Annotated in this window: 23 protein-coding genes; 8 read left to right on the plus strand and 15 right to left on the minus strand. The window is 62.6% G+C overall.

Annotation, left to right across the window (positions count from 1 at the left end):
* Positions 1-22: 22 nt before the first annotated feature.
* Positions 23-463, plus strand: a complete 441-nt coding sequence (locus ACYHH6_RS00615; RefSeq protein WP_352585376.1) for a cupin domain-containing protein — start codon at positions 23-25, stop codon at positions 461-463.
* On the opposite strand, the gene ACYHH6_RS00620 is transcribed toward ACYHH6_RS00615, so the two are convergent.
* The 3 genes from ACYHH6_RS00620 to ACYHH6_RS00630 all read right to left on the minus strand — a co-directional run bounded on the left by ACYHH6_RS00620 (position 438) and on the right by ACYHH6_RS00630 (position 2,884).
* Complete coding sequence (locus ACYHH6_RS00620; protein ID WP_352585375.1) at positions 438-1,112, minus strand: lysoplasmalogenase; 675 nt, start codon at positions 1,110-1,112, stop codon at positions 438-440. The two genes, ACYHH6_RS00615 and ACYHH6_RS00620, sit on opposite strands and share 26 nt — an antisense overlap.
* Positions 1,109-1,996 (minus strand): aromatic amino acid exporter YddG, encoded by an 888-nt coding sequence (gene yddG / locus ACYHH6_RS00625; protein WP_352585373.1) that lies wholly within the window; start codon positions 1,994-1,996, stop codon positions 1,109-1,111. The genes ACYHH6_RS00620 and yddG overlap by 4 nt, the downstream gene beginning before the upstream one ends.
* An 87-nt stretch (positions 1,997-2,083) precedes the next feature.
* Positions 2,084-2,884, minus strand: coding sequence for a DUF3108 domain-containing protein (locus ACYHH6_RS00630; protein ID WP_352585372.1), 801 nt, complete (start codon positions 2,882-2,884; stop codon positions 2,084-2,086).
* 261 nt (positions 2,885-3,145) lie between these two features.
* Between ACYHH6_RS00630 and rpmB the strand changes: the two genes are divergently transcribed.
* From rpmB to ACYHH6_RS00645, 3 genes are all read left to right on the plus strand, one after another.
* Positions 3,146-3,442, plus strand: a complete 297-nt coding sequence (rpmB, locus tag ACYHH6_RS00635; RefSeq protein ID WP_023670682.1) for a 50S ribosomal protein L28 — start codon at positions 3,146-3,148, stop codon at positions 3,440-3,442.
* A 122-nt stretch (positions 3,443-3,564) separates the two neighbouring features.
* Positions 3,565-4,245 (plus strand): queuosine precursor transporter, encoded by a 681-nt coding sequence (locus ACYHH6_RS00640; protein ID WP_352585370.1) that lies wholly within the window; start codon positions 3,565-3,567, stop codon positions 4,243-4,245.
* A gap of 4 nt (positions 4,246-4,249) precedes the next feature.
* Entirely contained in the window at positions 4,250-4,921 is a 672-nt protein-coding gene (locus ACYHH6_RS00645; RefSeq protein ID WP_352585368.1) for a spermidine synthase, read from the plus strand.
* A gap of 58 nt (positions 4,922-4,979) precedes the next feature.
* On the opposite strand, the gene ACYHH6_RS00650 is transcribed toward ACYHH6_RS00645, so the two are convergent.
* The 8 genes from ACYHH6_RS00650 to ACYHH6_RS00685 form a co-directional block, all read right to left on the minus strand.
* Positions 4,980-5,456, minus strand: a complete 477-nt coding sequence (locus tag ACYHH6_RS00650; RefSeq protein WP_352585366.1) for an SRPBCC family protein — start codon at positions 5,454-5,456, stop codon at positions 4,980-4,982.
* The gene (locus ACYHH6_RS00655; protein ID WP_352585365.1) at positions 5,453-5,833 is read right to left on the minus strand and encodes an ArsR/SmtB family transcription factor; all 381 of its coding nucleotides are present in this window, start codon (positions 5,831-5,833) and stop codon (positions 5,453-5,455) included. The genes ACYHH6_RS00650 and ACYHH6_RS00655 overlap by 4 nt, the downstream gene beginning before the upstream one ends.
* 149 nt (positions 5,834-5,982) lie before the next feature.
* Complete coding sequence (locus ACYHH6_RS00660) at positions 5,983-7,290, minus strand: calcium-binding protein (RefSeq protein ID WP_352585363.1); 1,308 nt, start codon at positions 7,288-7,290, stop codon at positions 5,983-5,985.
* A 131-nt stretch (positions 7,291-7,421) separates the two neighbouring features.
* Positions 7,422-8,447: an esterase-like activity of phytase family protein gene (locus ACYHH6_RS00665; RefSeq protein WP_352585362.1), complete on the minus strand. Its 1,026-nt coding sequence runs from the start codon at positions 8,445-8,447 to the stop codon at positions 7,422-7,424.
* Positions 8,444-10,342: a cobaltochelatase subunit CobT gene (cobT, locus tag ACYHH6_RS00670; RefSeq protein WP_352585360.1), complete on the minus strand. Its 1,899-nt coding sequence runs from the start codon at positions 10,340-10,342 to the stop codon at positions 8,444-8,446. Before cobT ends, ACYHH6_RS00665 begins: the two co-directional genes overlap by 4 nt.
* Before the next feature lie 9 nt (positions 10,343-10,351).
* Complete coding sequence (locus ACYHH6_RS00675; RefSeq protein WP_352585359.1) at positions 10,352-10,738, minus strand: hypothetical protein; 387 nt, start codon at positions 10,736-10,738, stop codon at positions 10,352-10,354.
* A gap of 78 nt (positions 10,739-10,816) precedes the next feature.
* Positions 10,817-11,803 carry a cobaltochelatase subunit CobS gene (cobS, locus tag ACYHH6_RS00680; RefSeq protein WP_488500391.1) on the minus strand — a complete coding sequence of 329 codons (987 nt, stop codon included), beginning with the start codon at positions 11,801-11,803 and terminating at the stop codon, positions 10,817-10,819.
* A 123-nt stretch (positions 11,804-11,926) separates the two neighbouring features.
* Positions 11,927-12,556, minus strand: a complete 630-nt coding sequence (locus ACYHH6_RS00685; protein WP_112562202.1) for a J domain-containing protein — start codon at positions 12,554-12,556, stop codon at positions 11,927-11,929.
* A gap of 169 nt (positions 12,557-12,725) precedes the next feature.
* Between ACYHH6_RS00685 and ACYHH6_RS00690 the strand changes: the two genes are divergently transcribed.
* Positions 12,726-13,028, plus strand: coding sequence for a BolA family protein (locus ACYHH6_RS00690; RefSeq protein ID WP_352585357.1), 303 nt, complete (start codon positions 12,726-12,728; stop codon positions 13,026-13,028).
* Positions 13,029-13,031: 3 nt separating this feature from the next.
* Here ACYHH6_RS00690 and ACYHH6_RS00695 read toward each other — a convergent pair whose 3' ends face one another.
* Entirely contained in the window at positions 13,032-13,838 is an 807-nt protein-coding gene (locus ACYHH6_RS00695) for an alpha/beta hydrolase (RefSeq protein WP_352585355.1), read from the minus strand.
* A 290-nt stretch (positions 13,839-14,128) separates the two neighbouring features.
* On the opposite strand from ACYHH6_RS00695, the gene ACYHH6_RS00700 reads away from it, so the two are divergent.
* The 3 genes from ACYHH6_RS00700 to ACYHH6_RS00710 are packed head-to-tail and all read left to right on the plus strand — an operon-like array spanning position 14,129 to position 18,964.
* The gene (locus ACYHH6_RS00700; protein WP_112562200.1) at positions 14,129-16,078 is read left to right on the plus strand and encodes a PrkA family serine protein kinase; all 1,950 of its coding nucleotides are present in this window, start codon (positions 14,129-14,131) and stop codon (positions 16,076-16,078) included.
* Between the two features lie 19 nt (positions 16,079-16,097).
* Positions 16,098-17,408 (plus strand): YeaH/YhbH family protein, encoded by a 1,311-nt coding sequence (locus tag ACYHH6_RS00705; protein ID WP_112562199.1) that lies wholly within the window; start codon positions 16,098-16,100, stop codon positions 17,406-17,408.
* An 11-nt stretch (positions 17,409-17,419) separates the two neighbouring features.
* Positions 17,420-18,964 (plus strand): SpoVR family protein, encoded by a 1,545-nt coding sequence (locus ACYHH6_RS00710; protein ID WP_352585828.1) that lies wholly within the window; start codon positions 17,420-17,422, stop codon positions 18,962-18,964.
* A gap of 15 nt (positions 18,965-18,979) precedes the next feature.
* On the opposite strand, the gene ACYHH6_RS00715 is transcribed toward ACYHH6_RS00710, so the two are convergent.
* The 3 genes from ACYHH6_RS00715 to ACYHH6_RS00725 are packed head-to-tail and all read right to left on the minus strand — an operon-like array spanning position 18,980 to position 21,613.
* Entirely contained in the window at positions 18,980-19,873 is an 894-nt protein-coding gene (locus tag ACYHH6_RS00715) for an HlyC/CorC family transporter (protein ID WP_352585354.1), read from the minus strand.
* Position 19,874: 1 nt separating this feature from the next.
* A complete protein-coding gene (gene aroB, locus ACYHH6_RS00720) occupies positions 19,875-21,005 on the minus strand; it encodes a 3-dehydroquinate synthase (protein ID WP_352585352.1) in 1,131 nt (376 codons plus the stop codon).
* On the minus strand, positions 21,002-21,613 hold the full coding sequence (locus ACYHH6_RS00725) for a shikimate kinase (protein WP_352585350.1): 612 nt from the start codon (positions 21,611-21,613) through the stop codon (positions 21,002-21,004). The genes aroB and ACYHH6_RS00725 overlap by 4 nt, the downstream gene beginning before the upstream one ends.
* Between the last annotated feature and the right edge of the window lies 1 nt (position 21,614).

Here is a 21,614-nt window from a genome sequence, read left to right on the forward strand (position 1 = left end):
TCATGACGTTTGCGGAAAAGCCATGACCAGCGCCGCTGAAATCATCGCCACGCTTAGCCTCAAGGCGCATCCGGAAGGCGGCTGGTATGCCGAGACCTTTCGCGACGGCGCCGGCGGCGCACGCGGCCATTCGACGGCGATTTATTTCCTCCTGGAAGAGGACCAGATTTCGGCTTGGCACCGAGTCAAGGACGCGGCCGAGGTCTGGCATTTCCATGCCGGTGCGCCGCTGGCGCTGTCGATGTGCGAGGAAGGCAGTGCCATGATCGAGCAGGTGCTCGGCATTGAACTTGCGGCGGGCGAGCGGCCGCAGATCGTGGTGCCGGCAGGCTGGTGGCAATCCGCGCGCAGCCTCGGCGAATGGACCCTGGTCGGCTGCACCGTGGCGCCGGGCTTCGACTTCGCCGCCTTCGAAATGGCCGAACCCGGCTGGGAACCTAGCTCAGCAAAAAGCCAAGCGTAATTGCCAGCTGGGCGGCATAGTAGAGCACCCAGACGGCATAGCGGATGCCGGCGCGATAGGGCGCGATGGCCGGCACCAGGAATTTTTCCGTGGCAAGCAGCCCGTCCGACGCCATGAACATAACGGCACCGATGATGACCCATGGATTGTCGAGCGTCAGCGCCGAGATACCCATCGCCAGGATGGCCGCGATATAGACGGCGATCGGCGCTCGCAGGCCGGGGCCGACACGGCGCCAGAGTGCCGCCAGCATGACGACGACGAAGGCGGCCATGGCGAGTGCGATGGCGCCGCGCCATGTCTCGGTGCCCAGCACATCCAGCCCGCCGCCGCTGCGCAGGAAGAGCGGCACATAGAGGATATGCGCCGCCAGGAAGCTGGCCAGCCCGCCGAGGAAGGCCTTCTCGCCGTCACGCGACAGGAAGGCGTCGCCGACGGCGCTGAGGGCCAGCGCCGCGATGAGCAGCAATGGACCACCTTGCATGAAGGCCAGCACCGCAAGCATGGCCACGGACAGCGCCTTTGCCGCCGAGCGGGCCAGCGTCGGCCGCATATCCAGGGTAAAGGCGTAGATCACCGCCGCCACCAGCGAAAAAATCAATGTCGCATTGGCATTGGCGTCGATGCCGCCGGCAAACGGCATCGTCATGCCTTGGCTCCGATCTCAGCCGGCTTGCGCAGGAACAGCGACTTCGCCGCCAAGGCCGCGCCGCCGGTGATCAGCACGCAGGCGGCGAGGATACGTAGCGACGGCTCGGCCACGCCAGCCACGATCAGCACCAGCGTCGACAGAAGCGGCGCCGCATAGCTTGCCGCACCCAGCACCTGGATGTTGCCGCGTTTGACGCCGATATCCCAGGCATAGAAGGCTGCACCCACTGGCATCAGCCCGAGCCCGAGCACCGCCAGCCACTGGCCGGGACCGTCGGGCAGCACCGTCTGTTCCAGCAGCAGATGGCAGACGAGCGAAAGGGCTGCCGTGGCGGCGCAGAACCAGGTGACGATCGACGTCGGCACCGCCGGAAAGCGGCGCGACAACAGCGAATAGGACGACCACAGCAGCGCGCAGACGGCGGCCATCGCATAGCCGAAAGCGTAGCGCGCATCGAAGGCAAGACCGCCGCCCTTGGTGACGATGAGGACAGTGCCGGCCAGCCCAAGCAACGCGCCGACGACATGGTTCCAGGCCGGCTTCTCGCCCGGCATCAGCGCCGAGCCGAGCACGATCAGCAGCGGCCACAGATAGGCGATCAGGCTTGCCTCCACCGCCGGCGCGTTGCGCAGTGCGGTAAAGTAGAAGAAGTGGTAGCCGAACAGGCCGGCAATGCCGATCACCCAGACCTGGCGCGGGATCTTCTGGCTTTTATCGGTCGCCGGCATGAACAACCGCGCGACCAGCCCGACCGCGGTGCCGATGGTGAAGGTAATGGCCGACAAAAGGAAAGGCGGCACGGCGCCCGAGGCGTCGGTGAGCAACGCCAGCAGCGCCCACATGGCGACTGCCGAGAAACCGATCAGTGTTGCGCGCCCCATGCCCGTCTCCGGCGGCGCGCCAGGCGCCTCTAGCAATTCCAGGAAAAGTGTCCGGCGGTTTTCCGTCCGGAATTGCGTAAAAACAAATTATTCAGCAGCTTCGAACCGCCCCGCGCTGACGGTCAAGGTGCCTATCTGCGTCCCGACCGTGGCGTGGATCGGCGCATATACGCCGGTTTGGCCGAGCGGTGCAAACGTCACCATCATCTTGCTCTTGTTCTTCAGGTAATTCAGCGCCTTGCGGCCCTTTCGGTAGCCCGCCACCGGCTCGAAGCTCATCTTGCAGGTGACGGTGTCGCCCTTGTAGCCCTTGACCGAGATCGAGCCTTTCGAGGCATAGGTCAGCGTCAGGTCGGCGCGCATCTCGCCATCATAGAACTTCACCTTGCGCCCGCAGACCTTGTCGAGACTATCGGCATGGATGACGGTGGCGGCCATCGGGTCGAGCACCGATGTCAGATCGTTGCCACCCAGCGGTATCCAGGTCTTGGGATTGCGCTTTTTCGGTTCGGGAATGACCTGAGTGGCGGTAACCGCGCCATTGGCAAAGCGGATATCGACCACGGAAGCCTTCTTGCCGGACTTGTAGTCGGCGCGAAACGCCTGCGGCTGCATCTGCTTGCCCAGGATCTTGCCCTTTGACGAGATCGTGCCGCTCGTATCGTCGAACAAAGTGGCGATACCGGCGCTGGAGACGGTGCCGTCGATGGAATAGCTATCGCCTTCGTAGTGGCTGTTAAATTTCGCCTTGGCCACCGAAAGGCCGAGGAACGACACCGTGTATTCGCCCTTAAAGGACTGCGGGGCAGTTGCCGGTGTGGCGGCGAGGGCTGACGTCGGCAAGGCAGCGGCAAGCACCGCGACAACGGCATGTGACGGACGAAGCATGGCGGGGATCGTTCCTTGAATTTTCAAGCCGCAGATGGGCAACTCCGGCCTGGCATGTCCCTATGCGACCGCTTATAGGCTGAATTTCGGCCTTTATATGAAAGGACCGCCGCATCCCGAGGGAAGCCGGAGCTTGACGCCTCGGCGAAATGCAACTATGGAACGCCAACTTTTCCATAAGGCCGCCTGACCGAAACCGCGCGCCGCCCGGCGCGGGCGAAAATGGTTTGGCAGGCTTAGAAAGAACTGAAGGTTAGAACCATGTCCCGTACCTGCGAACTCACTGCCAAGGCAGTCCAGACCGGCAACAATGTGAGCCACGCCAACAACAAGACCAAGCGCCGCTTCCTGCCGAACCTCGTCAATGTGACGCTGATTTCGGAAGCGCTGAACCAGAATGTGCGCCTGCGCATTTCGGCCAACGCGCTGCGTTCGGTCGAGCATCGCGGTGGCCTCGATGCCTTCCTGGCCAAGGCCGATGCCAAGGAGCTGTCGCAGCGCGCGCGCCTCTTGAAGAAGCAGATCGCCAAGAAGCTGGCCGACCAGCCCGCCGCTTAAAGATATTAAGGCGGGGGACGACCGCCTTGAGCATCGGAGCGATCCGATGCTCAAAACTTGCAAGGCAGCGCGATCCGCATTTCGGATAGCGCCTGGCTGGTTCCATTACCCAGGATAAAAAAATGACTTCCTTCTCGCGATATTTGCCCTTTGTGGCCGCCATGGCGCTTGTCGTCGTGGCATCGAACATTCTCGTGCAGTTCCCGATGCAGGGCCAGATCGGCGGCCTGTCGCTGGCCGACATCCTGACCTGGGGCGCCTTCACCTACCCCTTCTCCTTCCTGGTCACCGACCTTGCCAACCGCCGCTACGGCCCGACCGTGGCGCGTCGCATCGTTTTTGTCGGCTTCATGACCGCGGTGATCTGCTCGATCCTCGTCCCGCCCTTCCTGTTTCGCCACGGCCTGATCGAATTCGAGACCGCAGCCGACCGGCTGGTGCGCATTGCGACGGCTTCGGGTGCGGCGTTCCTTTGCGCGCAATTGCTCGACGTCACGGTGTTCAACCGGCTGCGCCGGCAGAGCTGGTGGCGCGCGCCGATCGTCGGCACGCTGGTCGGCTCGGTGTTTGACACGCTGGTGTTCTTCAGCGTCGCCTTTTCCGCCCTCTTCGCCTTCGCCGGCCCGAACGACAGCTTTGCGCTGGAGACGGCGCCGCTGATGGGCGTGCTGCCGGTCGAGACCATGCGCTGGGTCTCCTGGGCGCTCGGCGATCTCTCGGTGAAGCTGATCATCGCCGTGGTGGCGCTGATCCCCTACCGGCTGCTCGCCGCCCGCTGGAGCCAGCCGGCCTTGGCCGCTTAACGCTGTGATCCCCTGGGTCCAACTCGACAGTGCAAAGACGCCCGACGGCGCCCAGGAACTGCGCTTAAAGCAGCGCGGGGCTGAATTCTCCATCATGCTCGGCACCAATGAGCTGATGAACAGCCGCCTCAGCGGTTCCGAGGAAGAGCTGGCAAAACTCTCCTGCGACAGGATTGCCGGACACAGCCGACCGAAAATCCTGATCGGCGGCCTCGGCATGGGTTTTACGCTGCGTGCTGCCCTTGCCGAACTCAGCGCCGACGCAAGCGTCACCGTTGCCGAGCTTGTGCCCGCGGTCATTGCTTGGGCACACGGCCCGATGGCCGCTCTTTTTGCCGGTTGTCTCGATAACCCGCGTGTCAACATCCGCGAAGCCGATGTCGGGCACATCATAAGATCCGATGTCTCGGCCTGGGACGCCGTCCTGCTCGATGTCGACAATGGCCCCGAAGGCATCGTTCACAAGGGCAACGACGCTCTCTACAGCGCCGCTGGCCTCACAGCGGCCCGCACCGCGCTCAAGCCCGGTGGCGTGCTGGCCGTGTGGTCGCAAGGGCCCGACAATGGCTTCACGCGCAGGCTCAAGCAGGCGGGCTTTGCGGTGGAAGAAGTGAAGACGCGCGCCAACGGCAAGCGCGGCGCGCGCCATGTCATCTGGATCGCAACGAACCTCTAGCTGAGCTTGCGAGGAAAGACGGGCGGATCGCTTCGATCCCGCCCGACTTGGATAGAAGCTATCTCGACAGTTCGGCGGCAAGCGCCTCCAACAGACCGCGCGTACCCTCTTCCCGGCCTTGCGCCGAATCGACGCCATCGAAGAACACGCCCTGTTCGGTGAAGGTCAGACGGGTGCCCTCACCCGACGGGGCCAACTCGACCGTGGTCAGCGAGGCCGACATGGGCTGTGGCCCGATTGCCATCCGATAGGAGAACACGATGCGCTGTTCCGCAACGATGTCCTGGAACTGCGCGTCGAGCCTGATCTCCGGGCCGCCCTGATAACTGAACCGCGATACCTCAGCGCCGCCGACACGGAAGTCGAAGCTGAATTCGGCGATGGTGAAGCCGTGGCCTTCGACGCGCCAGCGCCGCACCGTCTCCTTGTCGGCAAAGGCATGGAAGACCTTGGCCGGCGATTGCGGATAGGTGCGCTCGACTGTGAAGGTGGAGTGGATGACGGAGTGCTCTTCTACGGGGGCGATCTGGTTCATGTCTCTTGGTCCTTGTCCTGAGTCTTCTTGGGGGATTCGGGGGATTGGTCTTCGGGGTCCGTCTCGGCCAGGATCTGGCCAAGACGGTCGAGATGGCGTTCCGCCGGAATGCGGCGTTCCGCGATCCAGTCGGCGAGCGGAGCGAGCCCGCCCGGTTCGATCCGGCAGGTGCGCACCCGCCCGATCTTTTCACTGCGGATCAGCCGGCAGGCTTCCAACGCCTGCAGATGCTGCAGCACGGCTGCAAAGGTCATGCCGAACGGCTCCGCCAGTTGGCTGACGGTCGCTGGTCCGCGGCTCAGCCTTTCCAGGATCTGGCGGCGGGTGGGCTCGACAAGAGCCCGCAGGATGCTGTCAATCTCCGGATAGTTAAGCATGGACTTGAGTATTCCGGCGAGAGAAAATTGTCAAGTCACGACTAAAGTATTTTCGAAAAGCTGTGCGATCAGCCGGGCAAAACCAGACAGGCGAAAGCTAAGAGACGGCAAGGCACACGCGGAAGGCGGCCGGCCGAAGGGCCGGCGCCTTATCTCAGGGTGAGCGAGAAGCCGCCCGCGCCGTGCGCGTCGAAATACCGGTACAAGGTGGAAGCATTCCAGCCATGCGGCGCCTCGCGACGGACGTCGAGGTGATCTGGGTCCTCGAAGCTCAACTTGGGCGTGGGTCCTTTCAACGACGCCGCGCTGTAATCCAGCGTCACGGAGTCGCCCGTGTCGGCAAAGGAGATGGTGATCTTGCCGTCGCCATAGCTGATGTCGGCGTCGTCGATTGAACGCTCGGCGAAGACGATGGTGGTCTCTCCGGCAACCCGGACGACATCCTTGCCGTCGCCGCGATCGAAGAACAGCTTGGCCTTGTCCGTGCCGGTGAGATCGATCCGATCGTCGCCCAGCCCGCCTGAAATGGCGTCGGCGGTGCGCGCGTTGATCCTGATTGTGTCGTCGCCGCTGCCACCCTCGACGCGATCGACCTTGGCGGCGGCGATGGCGATGGTGTCGTCATCATCGCCTCCGTAGACGCCAAAGACGGCCTGACCGCTCGCGATCGTGATGATGTCGGAGCCCTGGCCGCCGGAAATGCCATCGACCCTCTGCCCGGCGGCGGCGGTGATGATGTCGCGGCCTTGACCGCCTGAAATACCGCGCGCTTCGTTGCCCGCAGCAACGGTGATGATGTCGTCGCCGGCGTCGCCGGTTATGTTGTCGATGTTCATTCCGCCCGCAAGGACAAGCACATCGCGTCCGTCGCCGCCCCAGATTCCCGAGATATCCCGTCCCGCGGAAACGGTGAGCGCGTCGTCGCCTTCACCGGCCATGACGTTGTAGACATCCCGTCCGGCAGCAATGTTGACGACATCATTGCCGGCGCCGGCGAAGATGCCGCGACCGCTTGGCACGAAGATGGAGATTTCGTGGTTGACCGCATCGGATGCCTTCAGCGCCATGGCGCCTGCCGTCGTGCTGCCCTGCCAATAGTCTGAAGTGGCGTCCTCGGTGGCCACGAGATTGAGCCGATCGTTTCCGTCTCCGAGCGAGATGTAGTTCGGCGCAGTGTCGTCGCCGGACGAGGTGATGTTGACCGTGTCGTTGCCGGATCCGGTTTCGATGAACTCTGCATTGACGGGCATGACGACCAGGAATCCATTGCTGGCCCAGGCCCCTTCCATCGACAGCTTGATGATCCGCTCGAGCGCACTTTTCTGGGCACTGTCGCCTCGGCGAAGGCTCGGGCCATCGGTCAGGAGGCCGATCGGTTTCGGCTTCTCACCGGAATCGCCTCTGAGCAGCAATTGCAGGGCCACCTGCTGTCGAGATACGGATGAGACGCTCGTCATGGGTCCAGAACCGGTTGCACGGTTCCAGACAGGCGTCGCCCGACTGAAACCAGGGATTGCAAGGCAGTTTGCCGATTCGGCGTTACCAAACCGTGCATGGTTGCAGACGGGAAAGCAGAAATCCGGTCGGCTCAATCCTGGTGCAGGATGAATTCCAGATAGAGGTTGCGCTGCAGGATCGAATGGTTGTCGTCCGAGATCAGCGACACCATCACCGCGCCGTCGTCTCGGGTCCAGACGTCGAGCCCTTCCATATTGTCGATCTGATAGCCCATATCGGCTTCCATCAGCACCGGTCCGTCGGCAACCGCGCCCTTCCCGACGCTTTCGCCATAGATGCGTCTGAGCCGCATCTTCACCCCGCCGGCCATCGAAAAACTGCGCTCCAGGAGCAGCAGGTCGCCGTCCGGCAGGAAGGCGCCGTCGGTGATGTCGAAATCGCCATTGCGCTTGACGGTGAAGACGCCCTTGTGCGGTCCTTCGATGATGGCGGCATAGATGTTGCCTGATTTGTCGAGGCTCTTTTCCGAGACCACGACCAACCCGCCTTCGTGCTGGCCATAAGGATTGGCGTGGGTGACGGTCTCGAAGCCGCGATTCTGCCGAAGTTCATGGGCCGGAACCAAAAAATTCAGCTGCTTGAATGGCGCCTTCATATTGTCAGGGTCGATCTTGAACTGGGCGACGCGCTGGTCGCGCTCGAAGCCGACGGTAGCAATGCCGTCCTTGACCGCCAGGCCTTCGGCGTCGACTTGCCATTTCTTGTCGATCGGCCGGCCCGATGTATCGACCATCTGCTGCATGCGGAAGTTCTGGATGCCGGACGGCCGCTTGTCGGCGTCGTGGACTATGGTGCCGAAAAACCAGAAGCCTGTATCGGCGACGCCGATGAAATCGCCGCCGGGTTTGAGGAAGCGAAACGCCGACAGCGCGCCGAAATCGCGCGTCGTCGACGTCATCTCCAGTCCGCCGACGAATTCCAGCGGCCCGAACTGTTTGTCGGCGCTGCCTATATGGAAGTTGCTGATCGGTCGGGCCGAGACTTCGACCATCTCGACCGCGCTTGGCCCGGCGGCGATGGCTGGCGCCAAAGCCATGCCAAACAAGGCAGTGGCGGCAAAAAACGTCTGCCTGAAGCCACCGCGCAAAAAGATCATCCGGCGCGCCGATAGCCGCCGCGGCGCGTGTCGCGCGCGTTTTCCTCGGCAAACAGCGAGGCCAGCTGCTCGGTCATGGCGCCGGCCAGTTCCTCGGCATCGACAATGGTGACGGCGCGCCGGTAGTAGCGGGTGACGTCGTGGCCGATGCCGATGGCCAGAAGCTCGACCGGCGAGCGTGTCTCGATCAGCTCGATGACGGCGCGCAAATGGCGCTCGAGATAATTGCCCGGGTTGACCGACAGCGTCGAATCGTCGACCGGCGCGCCGTCCGAGATCATCATCAGGATCTTGCGCTGTTCGGGCCGGGCGATCAGCCGGTTGTGCGCCCACAGCAGCGCCTCGCCGTCGATGTTTTCTTTGAGCAGGCCCTCGCGCATCATCAGGCCGAGATTGCGGCGCGCCCGCCGCCAAGGATGGTCGGCGGATTTGTAGATGATGTGGCGCAGATCGTTGAGTCGGCCGGGGTTCGGCGGCTTGCCGTCCTTAAGCCATTTTTCGCGCGCCTGGCCGCCTTTCCAGGCCCGCGTGGTGAAGCCGAGGATTTCGACCGAGACACCGCACCGCTCCAGCGTGCGCGCCAGGATGTCGGCGCAGGTGGCGGCAACCGTGATCGGCCGGCCGCGCATCGAGCCCGAATTGTCGAGCACCAGCGTCACCACCGTGTCGCGGAATTTGGTATCGCGCTCCTGCTTGAACGACAGCGGCTGCATCGGGTCGATGACGACACGTACCAGCCGGGCTGGGTCGAGATAGCCTTCCTCGAGGTCGAAATCCCAGGAGCGGTTCTGCTGCGCCATCAGGCGCCGTTGTAGGCGGTTGGCGAGCCGCCCGACGACGCCGGAGAGATTGGCCAACTGCTTGTCGAGGAAAGCGCGCAGCCGGTCGAGTTCTTCCTCTTCGCACAGCTCTTCCGCACCGACCGTCTCGTCGAAGGCGGTGGTAAAGACCTTGTAGTCGATTTCCTTCGGCAGATTGGTGAAGGGATTGTCGTTGCGGCGCGCTTCGCCCGGGGTTTCGGCGTCCGCATCGTCATCGTCGGAGAGATCGTCGGCAGTGGCATCGGTGGCTTCCGTCTCGGACGACTGTTCGTCGTCAGCCGACGCTTCGGCATCCTCGGACTGCGACTGCTCGGAGCCGGAATCGTCTTCGCCACCCTCCTCGCTCTGCTCTTCGCCTTGCGGCTGGTTCTCGTCATTGTCCTCGGAGTCTTCGGTCTCCTGGTCGTCGCCGAGTTCCTCGGCCATCTCCATGGACGCCAGCATGTCGCGCACGACGCGGGCGAAGGCCTGCTGGTCGCCGAGCTTGGCCGAGAGACCATCGAGGTCGGCCTTGGCCTTCTCCTCGACCCAGGGCCGCCAGAGTTCGACCAGCCGCTCGCCGCTCTTCGGGATCGGGCGGCCGGTCAGCTTCTCGCGCACCATGAGCGCAAGCGCTTCCTCGATCGGCGCGTCGGCCTTGTCCTTGACGTCGACGAGATTGGCCTTGGCGTATTTGTCCTCCAGCATCGAGCCGATATTGTCGGCGACGCCCAGCATGGCGCGGCTGCCGATCGCTTCGACCCGGGCCTGCTCGACCGCGTCATAGATCGAGCGCGCCAGCTTGCCTTCCGGCGCCAGCTTGGTGTGGATGCGCTGATCGTGGCAGGCGCGCTTCAGCGCCATGGAATCGCCGAGACCGCGGGTAATCGCGATATCCTCTTTCGAGGCTTTCTTCGGCAGTTCGGGCAACCGGGCGCGGCTGCCGGCAAGCGCTGGCCTGTCCTTGGCGAAACCGACCTCAAGCTCCTTGTCGCCGGCTATGGCGCGCATGCAGACGGTGACGGCGCGCTTGAAGCTGTCGGCCTCAGACCCCGTCTTCGACTTGTTGCGCGTGTTGTCGCCCGGACCCGCCATTATCTATCTCTATTTCGCCGCCGGCTGCTGGCCGAGCTGGGTGCGCAGGATGCCAACAATCTCTTGCACCGAGATTGTAAAATAGCCGCCCTTGCCACTGTCATATGCCTGTCTCCACAGGCTATATCCATGGCCGAAGCCATCGGGAATTGGTGCAGTCCCCTCAAGCTCAACCACACTCTCCCTGAGCACGTTGGCCGCCACAGGAAGGTGGGGAACGGTTTGCAGCGGCTTTCCGTCATTCGGTATCGGCGCATCGGTAACTGAAATCGACACGATCGGTTGATCTTCGCCTTTCAGATTGTCGACTGCGCCTATGATCACCCGCGACGATATTGGCGTCGCACCGTGATAGGTCCAGGTCTGCCCAGGCTTGAAGGGTTCGTTCTGGGCCATAGCTGCCTGAGAGAGACCAAAGCAGAGGATTGAGAAGCCCCACAGGAACGTCCGACCGGTTGTTCCCATGGAGCGATGTTACCCCAGCACCACGTTGGCGGCGCTCTCAGGCAGATCCTCGCCAAAGGCGCGCTGGTAGAACTCGGCCACCACCGAACGCTCCAGCTCGTCGCACTTGTTGAGGAAGGTCAGCCGGAACGCCATGCCGATATTGCCGAAGATCTCGGCATTTTCAGCCCAGGTGATGACGGTACGCGGGCTCATCACCGTCGACAGATCGCCATTGATGAAGGCCGAGCGCGTCATGTCGGCGACGCGTACCATCTTGTTGACGATGTCCTTGCCCTTGCCGTCGCGATAGTGCTTGGCCTTGGCCAGCACGATGTTCACCTCATTGTCGTGCGGCAGATAGTTCAGCGTGGTGACGATCGACCAGCGGTCCATCTGCGCCTGATTGATCTGCTGCGTGCCGTGATAGAGGCCGGTGGTGTCGCCAAGGCCAACCGTGTTGGCGGTCGAAAACAGCCGGAACGCCGGATGCGGACGGATGACGCGGCTCTGGTCGAGCAGCGTCAGGCGGCCCGACAATTCCAGCACGCGCTGGATGACAAACATCACGTCCGGACGACCGGCGTCATACTCGTCGAAGCAGAGCGCGACATTGTGCTGGTAGGCCCAGGGCAGGATGCCGTCGCGGAATTCGGTGATCTGCAGCCCGTCCTTGACGACGATGGCGTCCTTGCCGACGAGGTCGATACGGCTGACATGGCTGTCGAGGTTGACGCGCACGCAAGGCCAGTTGAGGCGGGCGGCGACCTGTTCGATGTGGGTCGACTTGCCGGTGCCGTGATAGCCAGACACCATGACGCGGCGGTTGTAGGCAAAGCCGGCGAGGATCGCCAGCGTCGTCGCCTTGTCGAACAGATAGTCCGGATCGATGTCCGGCACATGCTCTGATGTTACCGAATAGGCCGGCACCACCATCTTGGACTCGAAGCCGAATTTTTCCTTCACCGACACCGTCGTGTCCGGCAAATTGGCGATGTCGCGATCGACCTTGTTCATCTCTATCCACGTCTCCACGGGCGAAAAGCCTGATTTCGCCGGCAATCGATTTTGTCCGGGGGCGGTCTTAGAGCCTTTTCCACCCTTATGAAAGTTGGAAAACGATACGAACCGTTGGGTCGCTCAGCACAAACCCGCCTGCTTGAGCACGCGATAGGCCTGCAGCACATCGCGGAACCGGTCTTCCGAACCTCTGTCGCCGCCATTCGCATCCGGATGGTGGCGCTTCACAAGTTCCTTATAGCGCGCCTTGATGTCCTTGCCAGTCGCCTTTGTATCAAGGCCAAGCGTTTCCAGCGCCTTGGCCTCAAGCGGCTTGGCCTTGCGTTCGCGCGCCTCGCGCGGGTCTTTCGGGCCTTTGAACAGGTCGAACGGGTCGCGCATACGGTTGTAATAGCCGGCGCGGCCGGAGCGCATCTGCGCCATATCGGGGGAGGAGCGCGTCGAAGCGCCGGCGAGGCCCATCTTCCATGTCGGCCGGTGGCCGGTCATCGCCTCCTTCTGGAAGCGAGCGATCTCGGTATCCGGCACGCCGGAGAAGTAATTGAAACCCTTGTTGTATTCGCGCACGTGGTCGAAGCAGAACTGAAAATACTCGCCTTCCTTCATGCGGCCGACCGGCGCGCGATGGGTGCCGGCCTCCTTGCAGCCGTCCCACTGGCAGATTGGCGAGCGCGACTTCAGCTCCGCGTCCTTTTCGGGACGGATCCGAATCTTCTCGAAATATTTGGGGTACGATTTCATCTCACCCATTTATGGGCTGTTCGCACGTGCGAAACAAGAATTGACATTTTCGCGATGATCGCCCTAACCGCTGAATCGCGGCATAAAGCAGGGCGAATGGTGATTTTTGAGGCGGCCCGGCGAGATCGATCCCGATTTCCCGATCACGCCTTTGCAGATATGGTGAAGGGAAACGGCGATGTCCATACAGGCGACCATGGAAGACAAGCTGAACAAGGCGTTTTCGCCGGAGCGGCTGGCTATCGTCAATGAAAGTCATCTCCATGCCGGCCACCATCACCACGGCTCCGACCATCACGGCGCCTATGACGGCACCGGCGAGACGCATTTCCGTGTCCGCATCGTCTCGCCCGTCTTTGCCGGCATGAGCCGCATTGACCGCCACCGCGCCGTCAACGAACTGCTGGCGGCGGAGCTGAAGGCCGGCGTCCATGCCCTGGCCATCGAACCGGCAGCCCCAGGCGAAAAGACCCGCTGGTAGACGTCAGGCGACCGTCAATTTCAGGAATGCCAGCGCGGCGGCCGTCAACGCATCGCCGTCCTCGCCAAAGTCACGGTTGATCGACATATGCGTGTAGGCGCTGCCGTCGAACAGCGTCACCGCCGTGCCGGTAGCGCGCAGGCGCTCGGCAAAGGCCGTCGATTGCTCGTCGCGGCCATCGGCGCGCGAATAGGCGATGAAGGTCGGCGGATGCTTGCGCCCGTCGACATAGCTCGCCGGCGACAGAGCCGCCCATTGCGAAGGATCGGAAAAGACGCGGGCATAAGCGCGGACCATGCCGCCGCTTTTTTCGAGTGCCGCAAGATCATACGCCCTGGTATCGTCGAGGATCAGCCCGGCAACGCCGGGCAGCCCGCCGCGCATGCCGGTCAGTGCGACAAGGTGGCAGCCGGCCGAATGGCCCATGCCGACGATGCGGTCGGGATCGCCGCCATGTTTGGCGATGTTGGCCCTGACATAGGCATAGGCCTTCTCAACATCGCCGGCCTGGGTGGCGACATCGGCCTCGGGCAACATTCGATAGTCGATGGAGACGAAGCAGAAGCCGTTGGCGAGCAGGAAGGCGGGCTTGGCACCGACCTGGCTGCGTTTGCCGAACTGCCAGGTTCCGCCATGAACGAAAAACACCACCGGCAGGTTCTTCGCGCCGGCCGGCGCGTAAATGTCGAGCTTGGCCGGTCCATAGTCGAACGTCTGCGGTTGCGGCTGGCGCTGCGGCTTAGCTGCCGTTCCACCGGCAGCCAGCATCGCTGCGATGGATGCCACGATGAAGCTGCGTCGATCGATCATCGTCATCTCCGGCCAAGTTTAGGCGACAGCGCGCGGACGCTCGCCACGCACCTAATCTACGAACCAAAAATGACAACTTTCGGTGCGAAAACAAATCCTCTCCTTGACGCTCCGCCAGCAATCACCACGTATCTTATTAGGCGAGCATTTTCGGCCGAATCGGGCATCCCCGAAGGCCAATGTCGGAGTGCGGTGCACTGTCCCTTCAGGAGAAGGGAACCACACTGCTTTCCGGCAGTTGATGGAGCGATGAGCCGATTGGCTGCCGGTCGGCTCCGAGGCGAAGCATCATGCGCGAGAATCAATCAGACGTCTTCGACCTGTTTTCGGAGATTTATTCCAACGCGGCCCAGGAAGAGATCAGTCTCCAGCAATATCTGCTTGCCTGCCGCGAGGACAAATCCATGTATGCCTCGGCGCCAGAGCGTATGGTCGAGGCCATCGGCGAACCGAACCTGATCGACACCAGCAAGGACGAGCGGCTCGGTCGCATTTTCTCCAACCGCACCGTCAAGGTCTATCCCTCCTTTTCCGATTTCTACGGAATGGAGGATACGATCGAGCGCATCGCCGGATATTTCCGCTACGCCTCGCAGGGGCTCGAGGAGCGCAAGCAGATCCTCTATCTCCTCGGTCCGGTCGGCGGCGGCAAATCCTCGCTGGCTGAACGGCTGAAGAAGCTGATGGAGGAGCGCCCGATCTACACGCTGAAGGTCGGCAACAAGATCAGCCCCGTCTTCGAATCGCCGCTCGGCCTTTTCCATCCCGACCGCATGGGCGATCTGCTGGAGGATAAATACGGCATCGCCCGCCGCCGCCTGAACGGACTGATTTCGCCCTGGGCGGCCAAGCGCCTCGACGAACTGTCGGGCGACATCTCCAAATTCAGCGTCGTCAAGCTGATGCCGTCGCGGCTGCGGCAGGTCGCCATCGCCAAGACCGAGCCCGGCGACGAGAACAATCAGGACGTCTCGGCGCTGGTCGGCAAGGTCGACATCAGGCAGTTGGAGAATTTCAGCCAATCGGATCCTGACGCCTATTCATACAGCGGCGGCCTCAACCGGACCACGCAAGGGCTGCTCGAATTCGTCGAGATGTTCAAGGCGCCCATCAAGGTGCTGCACCCATTGCTGACGGCAACCCAGGAAGGCAGCTACAACGGCACCGAGAATTTCGGCGCCTTCCCCTATCAGGGCATCGTCGTTGCCCATTCCAACGAATCGGAATGGCAGCAGTTCAAGAACAACAAGAACAACGAGGCCTTCCTCGACCGCATCCTCGTGGTCAAGGTTCCCTATTGCCTGCGCATCACCGAGGAAAGGCAAATCTACGAGAAGCTGCTGCGCGAAAGCGAACTGGCAAGCAGCCCCTGCGCCCCGGAAGTGCTGGACATTCTCAGCCGCTTCACCGTCTCGACCCGTCTTGCCGAACACGAGAACTCGTCGCTCTACACCAAGATGCGCGCCTATGACGGCGAGAACCTCAAGGAGGTCGATCCGAAAGCCAAGTCGGTCCAGGAATATCGCGACGCCGCCGGCGTCGACGAGGGCATGACCGGGGTCAGCACGCGCTTCGCCTTCAAGATCCTGTCGCAGACGTTCAATTACGACACCAAGGAGGTGGCGGCCGACCCCGTGCACCTGATGTACATCCTCGAGGAGGCGATCAAGCGCGAGCAATTCCCGAAGCAAACGGAAGCCGCCTATCTCGAATTCATCAAGTCGGAACTCGCGGCCCGCTATGCCGAGTTCATCGGTCACGAGATCCAGAAAGCCTATCTGGAATCCTACAGCGAGTACGGTCAGAACCTCTTCGACCGCTATATCGCCTATGCCGATGCCTGGATCGAGGATCAGGACTACAAGGACCCCGACACCGGGCAGATTCTCAACCGTGAGGTCCTGGACAAGGAGTTGTCGCAGGTCGAGAAGCCGGCCGGCATCGCCAATCCCAAGGACTTCCGCAACGAAGTGGTCAAATTCACCTTGCGCGCCCGGGCGCGCAACCATGGCCGCAATCCGTCCTGGACGAGCTACGAAAAGCTTCGCGAGGTCATCGAGAAGCGCATGTTCGGCCAGGTCGAGGACCTGCTGCCGGTGATCAGCTTCGGCTCCAAGCAGGACAGCGTCACGGAGAAGCGGCACAACGAATTCGTGCAGCGGATGGTGGAACGCGGCTATACCCAGCGGCAGGTGCGCCGGTTGGTCGACTGGTACATGCGCGTGAACAAAGCGGGCTGAGCAAAGCCGGGACGGTTCCATGCCGATCTTCATCGACCGCCGCCTGAACCCGAAGGACAAAAGCCTTGGGAATCGCCAGCGCTTCCTCAGGCGCGCCCGCGAAGAGCTCAAGCGCAGCATCCGCGACAAGGTCCGCGCCGGCGGCATCGCCGAGCTCGATCGCGAGCACGCCGTGCCGATTCCGCGCAAGGGCACCGGTGAACCGACCTTCGGCGACGACAAGGACAGCGGCCGGCGCCAGCACATCCTGCCCGGCAACCGGACGTTCAGCCCTGGCGATCTTATCGACAAGCCTGGCGGCGGCGGAGGCTACGGCTCGGCTCCGGGGACCACGGAATCCGAGGACGACTTCCGCTTCGTGCTGTCGCGCGAGGAAGTGCTCGACCTCTTCTTCGAGGACCTCGAGCTGCCGGATCTGGTCAAGCTCAGCCTCAAGCAGATACTCAGCTTCAAGCCGAGGCGGGCGGGCTTCGCGGCAAGCGGCGCGCCGACCAACATCAATGTCGGGCGCACGATGCGCAACAGCCACGGGCGCCGCATCGCGCTCAGGCGTCCAAAGCAGGCCGACGTGGACGCCATCGCCCAGCAGATCGCCGAGCTCGAATCCAGGCCGCCGGGGGCAAAGACAGGCGAACGCATCGAGGCTCTGCGCGAAGAGCTCGATCGGCTGGAGCGCCGGCGCAGGCGGATCGCCTATGTCGATCCGGTCGACATTCGCTTCAATCGCTTCGACCCTCAGCCGCGGCCGAATGCCAGCGCCGTCATGTTCTGCCTGATGGACGTCTCCGGATCGATGGGCGAGCGCGAGAAGGATCTGGCCAAACGCTTCTTCGTGCTGCTGCATCTGTTCCTGACGCGGCGTTATGAGCGGACGGAACTCGTTTTCATTCGCCACACCCATGAAGCCCAGGAAGTGGACGAGCACACCTTCTTTCACCACACCCAGAGCGGCGGCACCGTCGTTTCCACGGCGCTCGAGGAGATGCATCGCATCATCGAAGAGCGCTATCCGGCGTCCGAATGGAACATCTATGCCGCCCAGGCCTCCGACGGCGACAATTTCGCCACCGACTCCGAGCGCTGCATAGAACTGCTCGACCGCAAGCTCATGCGGCTTTGCCAGTATTTCGCCTATGTGGAGATCATCGACGAACGGGAAAGCCACATTTTCGGCTCGACCGAGAACGGCACGTCGCTTTGGCGCGCCTACAACGCCGTCGACGGCAAATGGCCGAACTTCCAGATGAGGCGCATTGCCGCGCCGGCCGACATATACCCGGTCTTCCGCGAGCTGTTTGCCAGGCAGCCCGACCTGCGCAAGAGCGCTTGAGGGCTTCGGCAATGGTCAGCCAGGCGCGCAAGTCCGAACTGCTGTTTTCCGGGTCCGACTGGGATTTCAACAAACTGTCCCGGGTCTATGACGAGATCGAAGCGATCGGCCGCGAAGAGCTTCGCCTCGACATCTATCCGGTGCAGATGGAGATAATTTCCTCGCAGCAGATGCTCGACGCCTATTCGTCGATCGGCATGCCGCTGATGTACCGGCACTGGTCGTTCGGCAAACGTTTTCTCCACGACGAGCTTCTCTACCGCAAGGGCGCGCGGGGTTTGGCCTACGAGATCGTCATCAACTCCAACCCCTGCATCGTCTACCTCATGGAAGAAAACACCATGGCCCTGCAGGCCTTGGTGACCGCGCATGCCGCGCTCGGGCACAACCATTTCTTCAAGAACAATCATCTCTTCCGGCAATGGACGGATGCCGGCGGCATCCTGAGCTATCTGGACTTCGCCAAGAGCTACATAGCCCGGTGCGAGGAACGGCATGGCATGGCCGCCGTGGAGGCGATCCTGGATTCCGCGCATGCGCTGATGGAGCAAGGTGTGTTCCGTTACCGCCGGCCGCCGAAACTGTCGTCGGAGCAACAGCGCGAGGGACTGCGCGAACGTCTCGAATACGAGGAGCGCTCCTTCAACGATCTGTGGCGGACACTGCCGCCCTCGCAGGGCAAGAGCAAGCCGGAAGCAGGGGACGAAATCCTTGCCGAGCGGAAGAAATCGCTCAATCTGCCGGAGGAAAACCTGCTCTATTTCCTCGAGAAGAACAGCCTCGTCCTCGAGCCCTGGCAGCGCGAGATCGTCAGGATCGTGCGTGTCGTCGCGCAATATTTCTACCCGCAGCGGCAAACCCAGGTGATGAACGAAGGCTGCGCCACCTTCGTGCATTACACGCTCATGAACACGCTGTTCGATCGCGGCCGCATCAACGAAGGCGCCATGCTGGAGATCCTGCGCAACCACTCCAACGTCATCTTCCAGCCGGCCTATGACGACCCGCGCTTTTCCGGCATCAATCCCTATGCGCTGGGTCTCGACATGATGCAGGACATCCAGCGCATCTCGACCGCGCCGACCGCCGAGGACCGCGACTGGTTTCCCGACATCGCCGGCCGCGGCGACTGGCGCGACACCTTGCTCGACGCCTGGGCAAACCACCGCGACGAATCCTTCATCCGCCAATATCTAAGCCCGACGCTGATCCGCAAATGGCGGCTCTTCGTGCTCGCCGACGGTGCCGACGAGCCACACTATGAGGTGGCCTCGATCCACAATGAGCGCGGCTATGCCAGGATACGGTCGGCGCTCGCGCAAAGCTACGATATCGGCGCCAGCCGTCCCGACATCCAGGTCGTCGACGTCGATCTGCTGGGCGACCGGCATCTGCGGCTGCAGCACGATGTCAAGAACGGTATCATGCTCGACGGCAAGAGCCGTGACGCGACGCTTCGCCATATCCGAAGCCTCTGGGGTTATGATGTCAGCTTGGCTGCGATCGATGCTGAAACCGGCGCGACGCTAAGCCAGCGCTCGACCAGGGAATTGTGATATCCACGGCCGAATTTAGCTAACTTCCCCCGCGGGCCGGATCCTGATCTTGGCGATCCGGTTCTTGTCGCGCTTCATCACCACGAAGCGCTTGCCATGGAAGGTAAAGGCCTGCTTTTCCTCGGGGATCGACTGCGTCTCGTGGATGACCAGCCCGGCAATGGTGGTGGCTTCCTCATCCGGCAGGTTCCAGTCGAGCGCCCGGTTGAGATCCCTGATCGGCACCGTGCCGTCGACGACGACGGAGCCGTCGGCCTCCTGCTTCACACCCTGGACGTCGACATCGTGCTCGTCGGCGATCTCGCCGACGATCTCCTCGATGATGTCCTCCAGTGTCACCAGACCTTCGACCTCGCCATACTCGTCGACGACGATGGCAAAATGCGCCTTGGCGCGCAGGAAGGCGTTGAGCTGTTCCTGCAAGGTCGTGGTGTCGGGCACGAACCATGGCTTGGACGCGATCTTCATCACGTCGATCTTGGTAAAGTCGTTGCCGACCTCGTTCAGCGATCTCAGCAGGTCCTTGGCGTGCAGCACACCGACAATGTTGTCGAGCGAGCCCTTCCACAGCGGCATGCGAGTGTGCGGGCTCTGCAGGATCTCGCGCACCACCGCTTCCGGCGCATTGTCGGCATTGACCGAGCGCATATTGGTGCGGTGGACCATGATGTCGGAGACTTCGAGCTCGTCAAGGTCGAACAGGCCGCCGACACGGTCGCGGTCCTCGCGCACCATCTGGCCGTCACGGCGGAAATCGTCGACCGCACCGCGCAACTCATCCTGGGTGGAGCGCTGCGGCTCGATGCGTGACAGCTCATAGCCGAACATGGCAAGCAGGCGCGTGCGCACGGCAATGAAAAACAAGATGAGGATGGCGAGGACGGCGACAACGATCCAGCCGGTGTCCATCTCAGCCGGCTTTCCCGTTGGCCGGATGGTTTTCCCTGAGGAACGACAGCACTTCGGACGCCGGCACATCCTTGGCAATAAAAGCCTGGCCGATGCCGCGCGTCAGGATGAAGGTCAACGCGCCGCGCGACACTTTCTTGTCCTGGGTGATGAAGCCAAGCAGCGCCTCGGCGTCGGGCAGTTCGCCAGGGATGTCGGACATCCGCCAAGGCAGGCCGACGGCGCGCAGATGCGCCTCGACCCTTGCCGCGTCGTCCGGGCTTGCCAGGTTGAGCCGTGCGGAAAAGCGATGCGCCAGCGCCATGCCGATGGCGACGCCTTCGCCATGGACAAGACGAGCACCGTCATACTGTGTGGCCCCCTCCAGCGCATGGCCGAATGTATGGCCGAGATTGAGCAGCGCGCGGTCGCCGGTTTCGAACTCGTCGCGGGCAACGACATCGGCCTTGGCTCGGCAGGCTTCGGCAATGGCCTCGGCCCGCTCCGCCCCGCCGGCGAATACCTTTGTCCAGTTCTCTTCCAGCCAGGCGAAAAACGCTGGCCGGTCGATCAGCCCGTATTTGGCGAGTTCGGCATAGCCGGCGCGAAATTCGCGGATCGGCAGCGTGTCGAGCACCTCGGTGTCGGCCAGCACCAGCTTCGGCTGGTGGAAGACGCCAACCAGATTCTTGCCGCGCGGGCTGTTGATGCCGGTCTTGCCGCCGACCGAGGAATCGACCTGCGCCAAGAGCGACGTCGGAATCTGGACGAAATTCATGCCGCGGCGCACGATCCCGGAGGCAAAGCCGGTGAGGTCGCCGATGACCCCGCCGCCGAGCGCGATGACGACATCGCCACGCTCCAGTCTGGCGGCCAGCACGCCGTCGACCACCTCTTCGAGATGGGCAAAGCTCTTGGTCTTTTCGCCGGCCGGCAAGGTGATGACAGCAGGCTGGATGCCGCCTGTTTCCAGACCGGCCTTCAGTGCGTCGAGATGTGTCGCCGCGACATTTTCGTCGGTGACCACCGCCGCCCTCGTGCCGGGCAGGCGGCGCGATATCTCGGCGCCGGCGCGCGCCAGAAGGCCGGGGCCGATCAGGATGTCATAGGCGCGCTCGCCAAGGCCGACCTCGACAGTGACCGGCTCGCTCATGGCCTCACCTCGCCCAGTGCCGTGGTGGCCGGAATGCCGAAATGCCCGCACAATGCGTCGACGACCTCGGTCGCGATGACCTCCTTGCGGTCGTCGCGTGTCGCCACGGTGACGTCGGAGGTCGCATAGACCGGATAGCGTTCGCCCATCAATCGCTCGAGCACGGCGCGCGGATCGGGGTTTTTGAGCAAGGGCCGGTTCTGCTTCTTGGAGACGCGCTCCATCAACAGATCGAGCTCGGCCTTCAGCCACACCGAGACACCATGCGACGCGATCGCGTCGCGCGTCTGCGCATTCATGAAGGCGCCGCCGCCGGTCGACAGCACCTGCGGGCCGTTTTCCAGGAGGCGCAGGATGACGCGCTGCTCGAGCGCCCGGAATTCGGTCTCGCCATAGCGTTCGAACAGCTCCGGCACGGTCATGCGCGACACGCTTTCGATCTCCTGGTCGCTGTCGATGAACGGCAGCGAAAGCATGGCCGCCACCTTGCGGCCGATCGCTGTCTTGCCGGCGCCCATCAGGCCGACAAAGACAATCGAACGACTGCCCAGCCTGTCGAGCAGCGTAGCATGGCTCTCGCCAGGAGGATTTGCTGGAAACGCGTTCATG

It is taken from the genome of Mesorhizobium sp. P171375 (assembly GCF_057786075.1).

What these genes read in the sequence shown, in the direction of transcription:
- ACYHH6_RS00620 (WP_352585375.1), bottom strand. Translation starts at nt 1,112, where the DNA reads ATGACGATGCCGTTTGCCGGCGGCATCGACGCCAATGCCAATGCGACA.
- ACYHH6_RS00640 (WP_352585370.1), top strand. Translation starts at nt 3,565, where the DNA reads ATGACTTCCTTCTCGCGATATTTGCCCTTTGTGGCCGCCATGGCGCTT.
- ACYHH6_RS00700 (WP_112562200.1), top strand. Translation starts at nt 14,129, where the DNA reads ATGCGCGAGAATCAATCAGACGTCTTCGACCTGTTTTCGGAGATTTAT.
- ACYHH6_RS00655 (WP_352585365.1), bottom strand. Translation starts at nt 5,833, where the DNA reads ATGCTTAACTATCCGGAGATTGACAGCATCCTGCGGGCTCTTGTCGAG.
- ACYHH6_RS00705 (WP_112562199.1), top strand. Translation starts at nt 16,098, where the DNA reads ATGCCGATCTTCATCGACCGCCGCCTGAACCCGAAGGACAAAAGCCTT.
- ACYHH6_RS00615 (WP_352585376.1), top strand. Translation starts at nt 23, where the DNA reads ATGACCAGCGCCGCTGAAATCATCGCCACGCTTAGCCTCAAGGCGCAT.
- cobT (WP_352585360.1), bottom strand. Translation starts at nt 10,342, where the DNA reads ATGGCGGGTCCGGGCGACAACACGCGCAACAAGTCGAAGACGGGGTCT.
- ACYHH6_RS00695 (WP_352585355.1), bottom strand. Translation starts at nt 13,838, where the DNA reads ATGATCGATCGACGCAGCTTCATCGTGGCATCCATCGCAGCGATGCTG.
- ACYHH6_RS00690 (WP_352585357.1), top strand. Translation starts at nt 12,726, where the DNA reads ATGTCCATACAGGCGACCATGGAAGACAAGCTGAACAAGGCGTTTTCG.
- aroB (WP_352585352.1), bottom strand. Translation starts at nt 21,005, where the DNA reads ATGAGCGAGCCGGTCACTGTCGAGGTCGGCCTTGGCGAGCGCGCCTAT.
- rpmB (WP_023670682.1), top strand. Translation starts at nt 3,146, where the DNA reads ATGTCCCGTACCTGCGAACTCACTGCCAAGGCAGTCCAGACCGGCAAC.
- yddG (WP_352585373.1), bottom strand. Translation starts at nt 1,996, where the DNA reads ATGGGGCGCGCAACACTGATCGGTTTCTCGGCAGTCGCCATGTGGGCG.
- cobS (WP_488500391.1), bottom strand. Translation starts at nt 11,803, where the DNA reads ATGAACAAGGTCGATCGCGACATCGCCAATTTGCCGGACACGACGGTG.
- ACYHH6_RS00685 (WP_112562202.1), bottom strand. Translation starts at nt 12,556, where the DNA reads ATGGGTGAGATGAAATCGTACCCCAAATATTTCGAGAAGATTCGGATC.
- ACYHH6_RS00710 (WP_352585828.1), top strand. Translation starts at nt 17,420, where the DNA reads ATGGTCAGCCAGGCGCGCAAGTCCGAACTGCTGTTTTCCGGGTCCGAC.
- ACYHH6_RS00665 (WP_352585362.1), bottom strand. Translation starts at nt 8,447, where the DNA reads ATGATCTTTTTGCGCGGTGGCTTCAGGCAGACGTTTTTTGCCGCCACT.
- ACYHH6_RS00715 (WP_352585354.1), bottom strand. Translation starts at nt 19,873, where the DNA reads ATGGACACCGGCTGGATCGTTGTCGCCGTCCTCGCCATCCTCATCTTG.
- ACYHH6_RS00630 (WP_352585372.1), bottom strand. Translation starts at nt 2,884, where the DNA reads ATGCTTCGTCCGTCACATGCCGTTGTCGCGGTGCTTGCCGCTGCCTTG.
- ACYHH6_RS00725 (WP_352585350.1), bottom strand. Translation starts at nt 21,613, where the DNA reads ATGAACGCGTTTCCAGCAAATCCTCCTGGCGAGAGCCATGCTACGCTG.
- ACYHH6_RS00675 (WP_352585359.1), bottom strand. Translation starts at nt 10,738, where the DNA reads ATGGCCCAGAACGAACCCTTCAAGCCTGGGCAGACCTGGACCTATCAC.
- ACYHH6_RS00660 (WP_352585363.1), bottom strand. Translation starts at nt 7,290, where the DNA reads ATGACGAGCGTCTCATCCGTATCTCGACAGCAGGTGGCCCTGCAATTG.
- ACYHH6_RS00650 (WP_352585366.1), bottom strand. Translation starts at nt 5,456, where the DNA reads ATGAACCAGATCGCCCCCGTAGAAGAGCACTCCGTCATCCACTCCACC.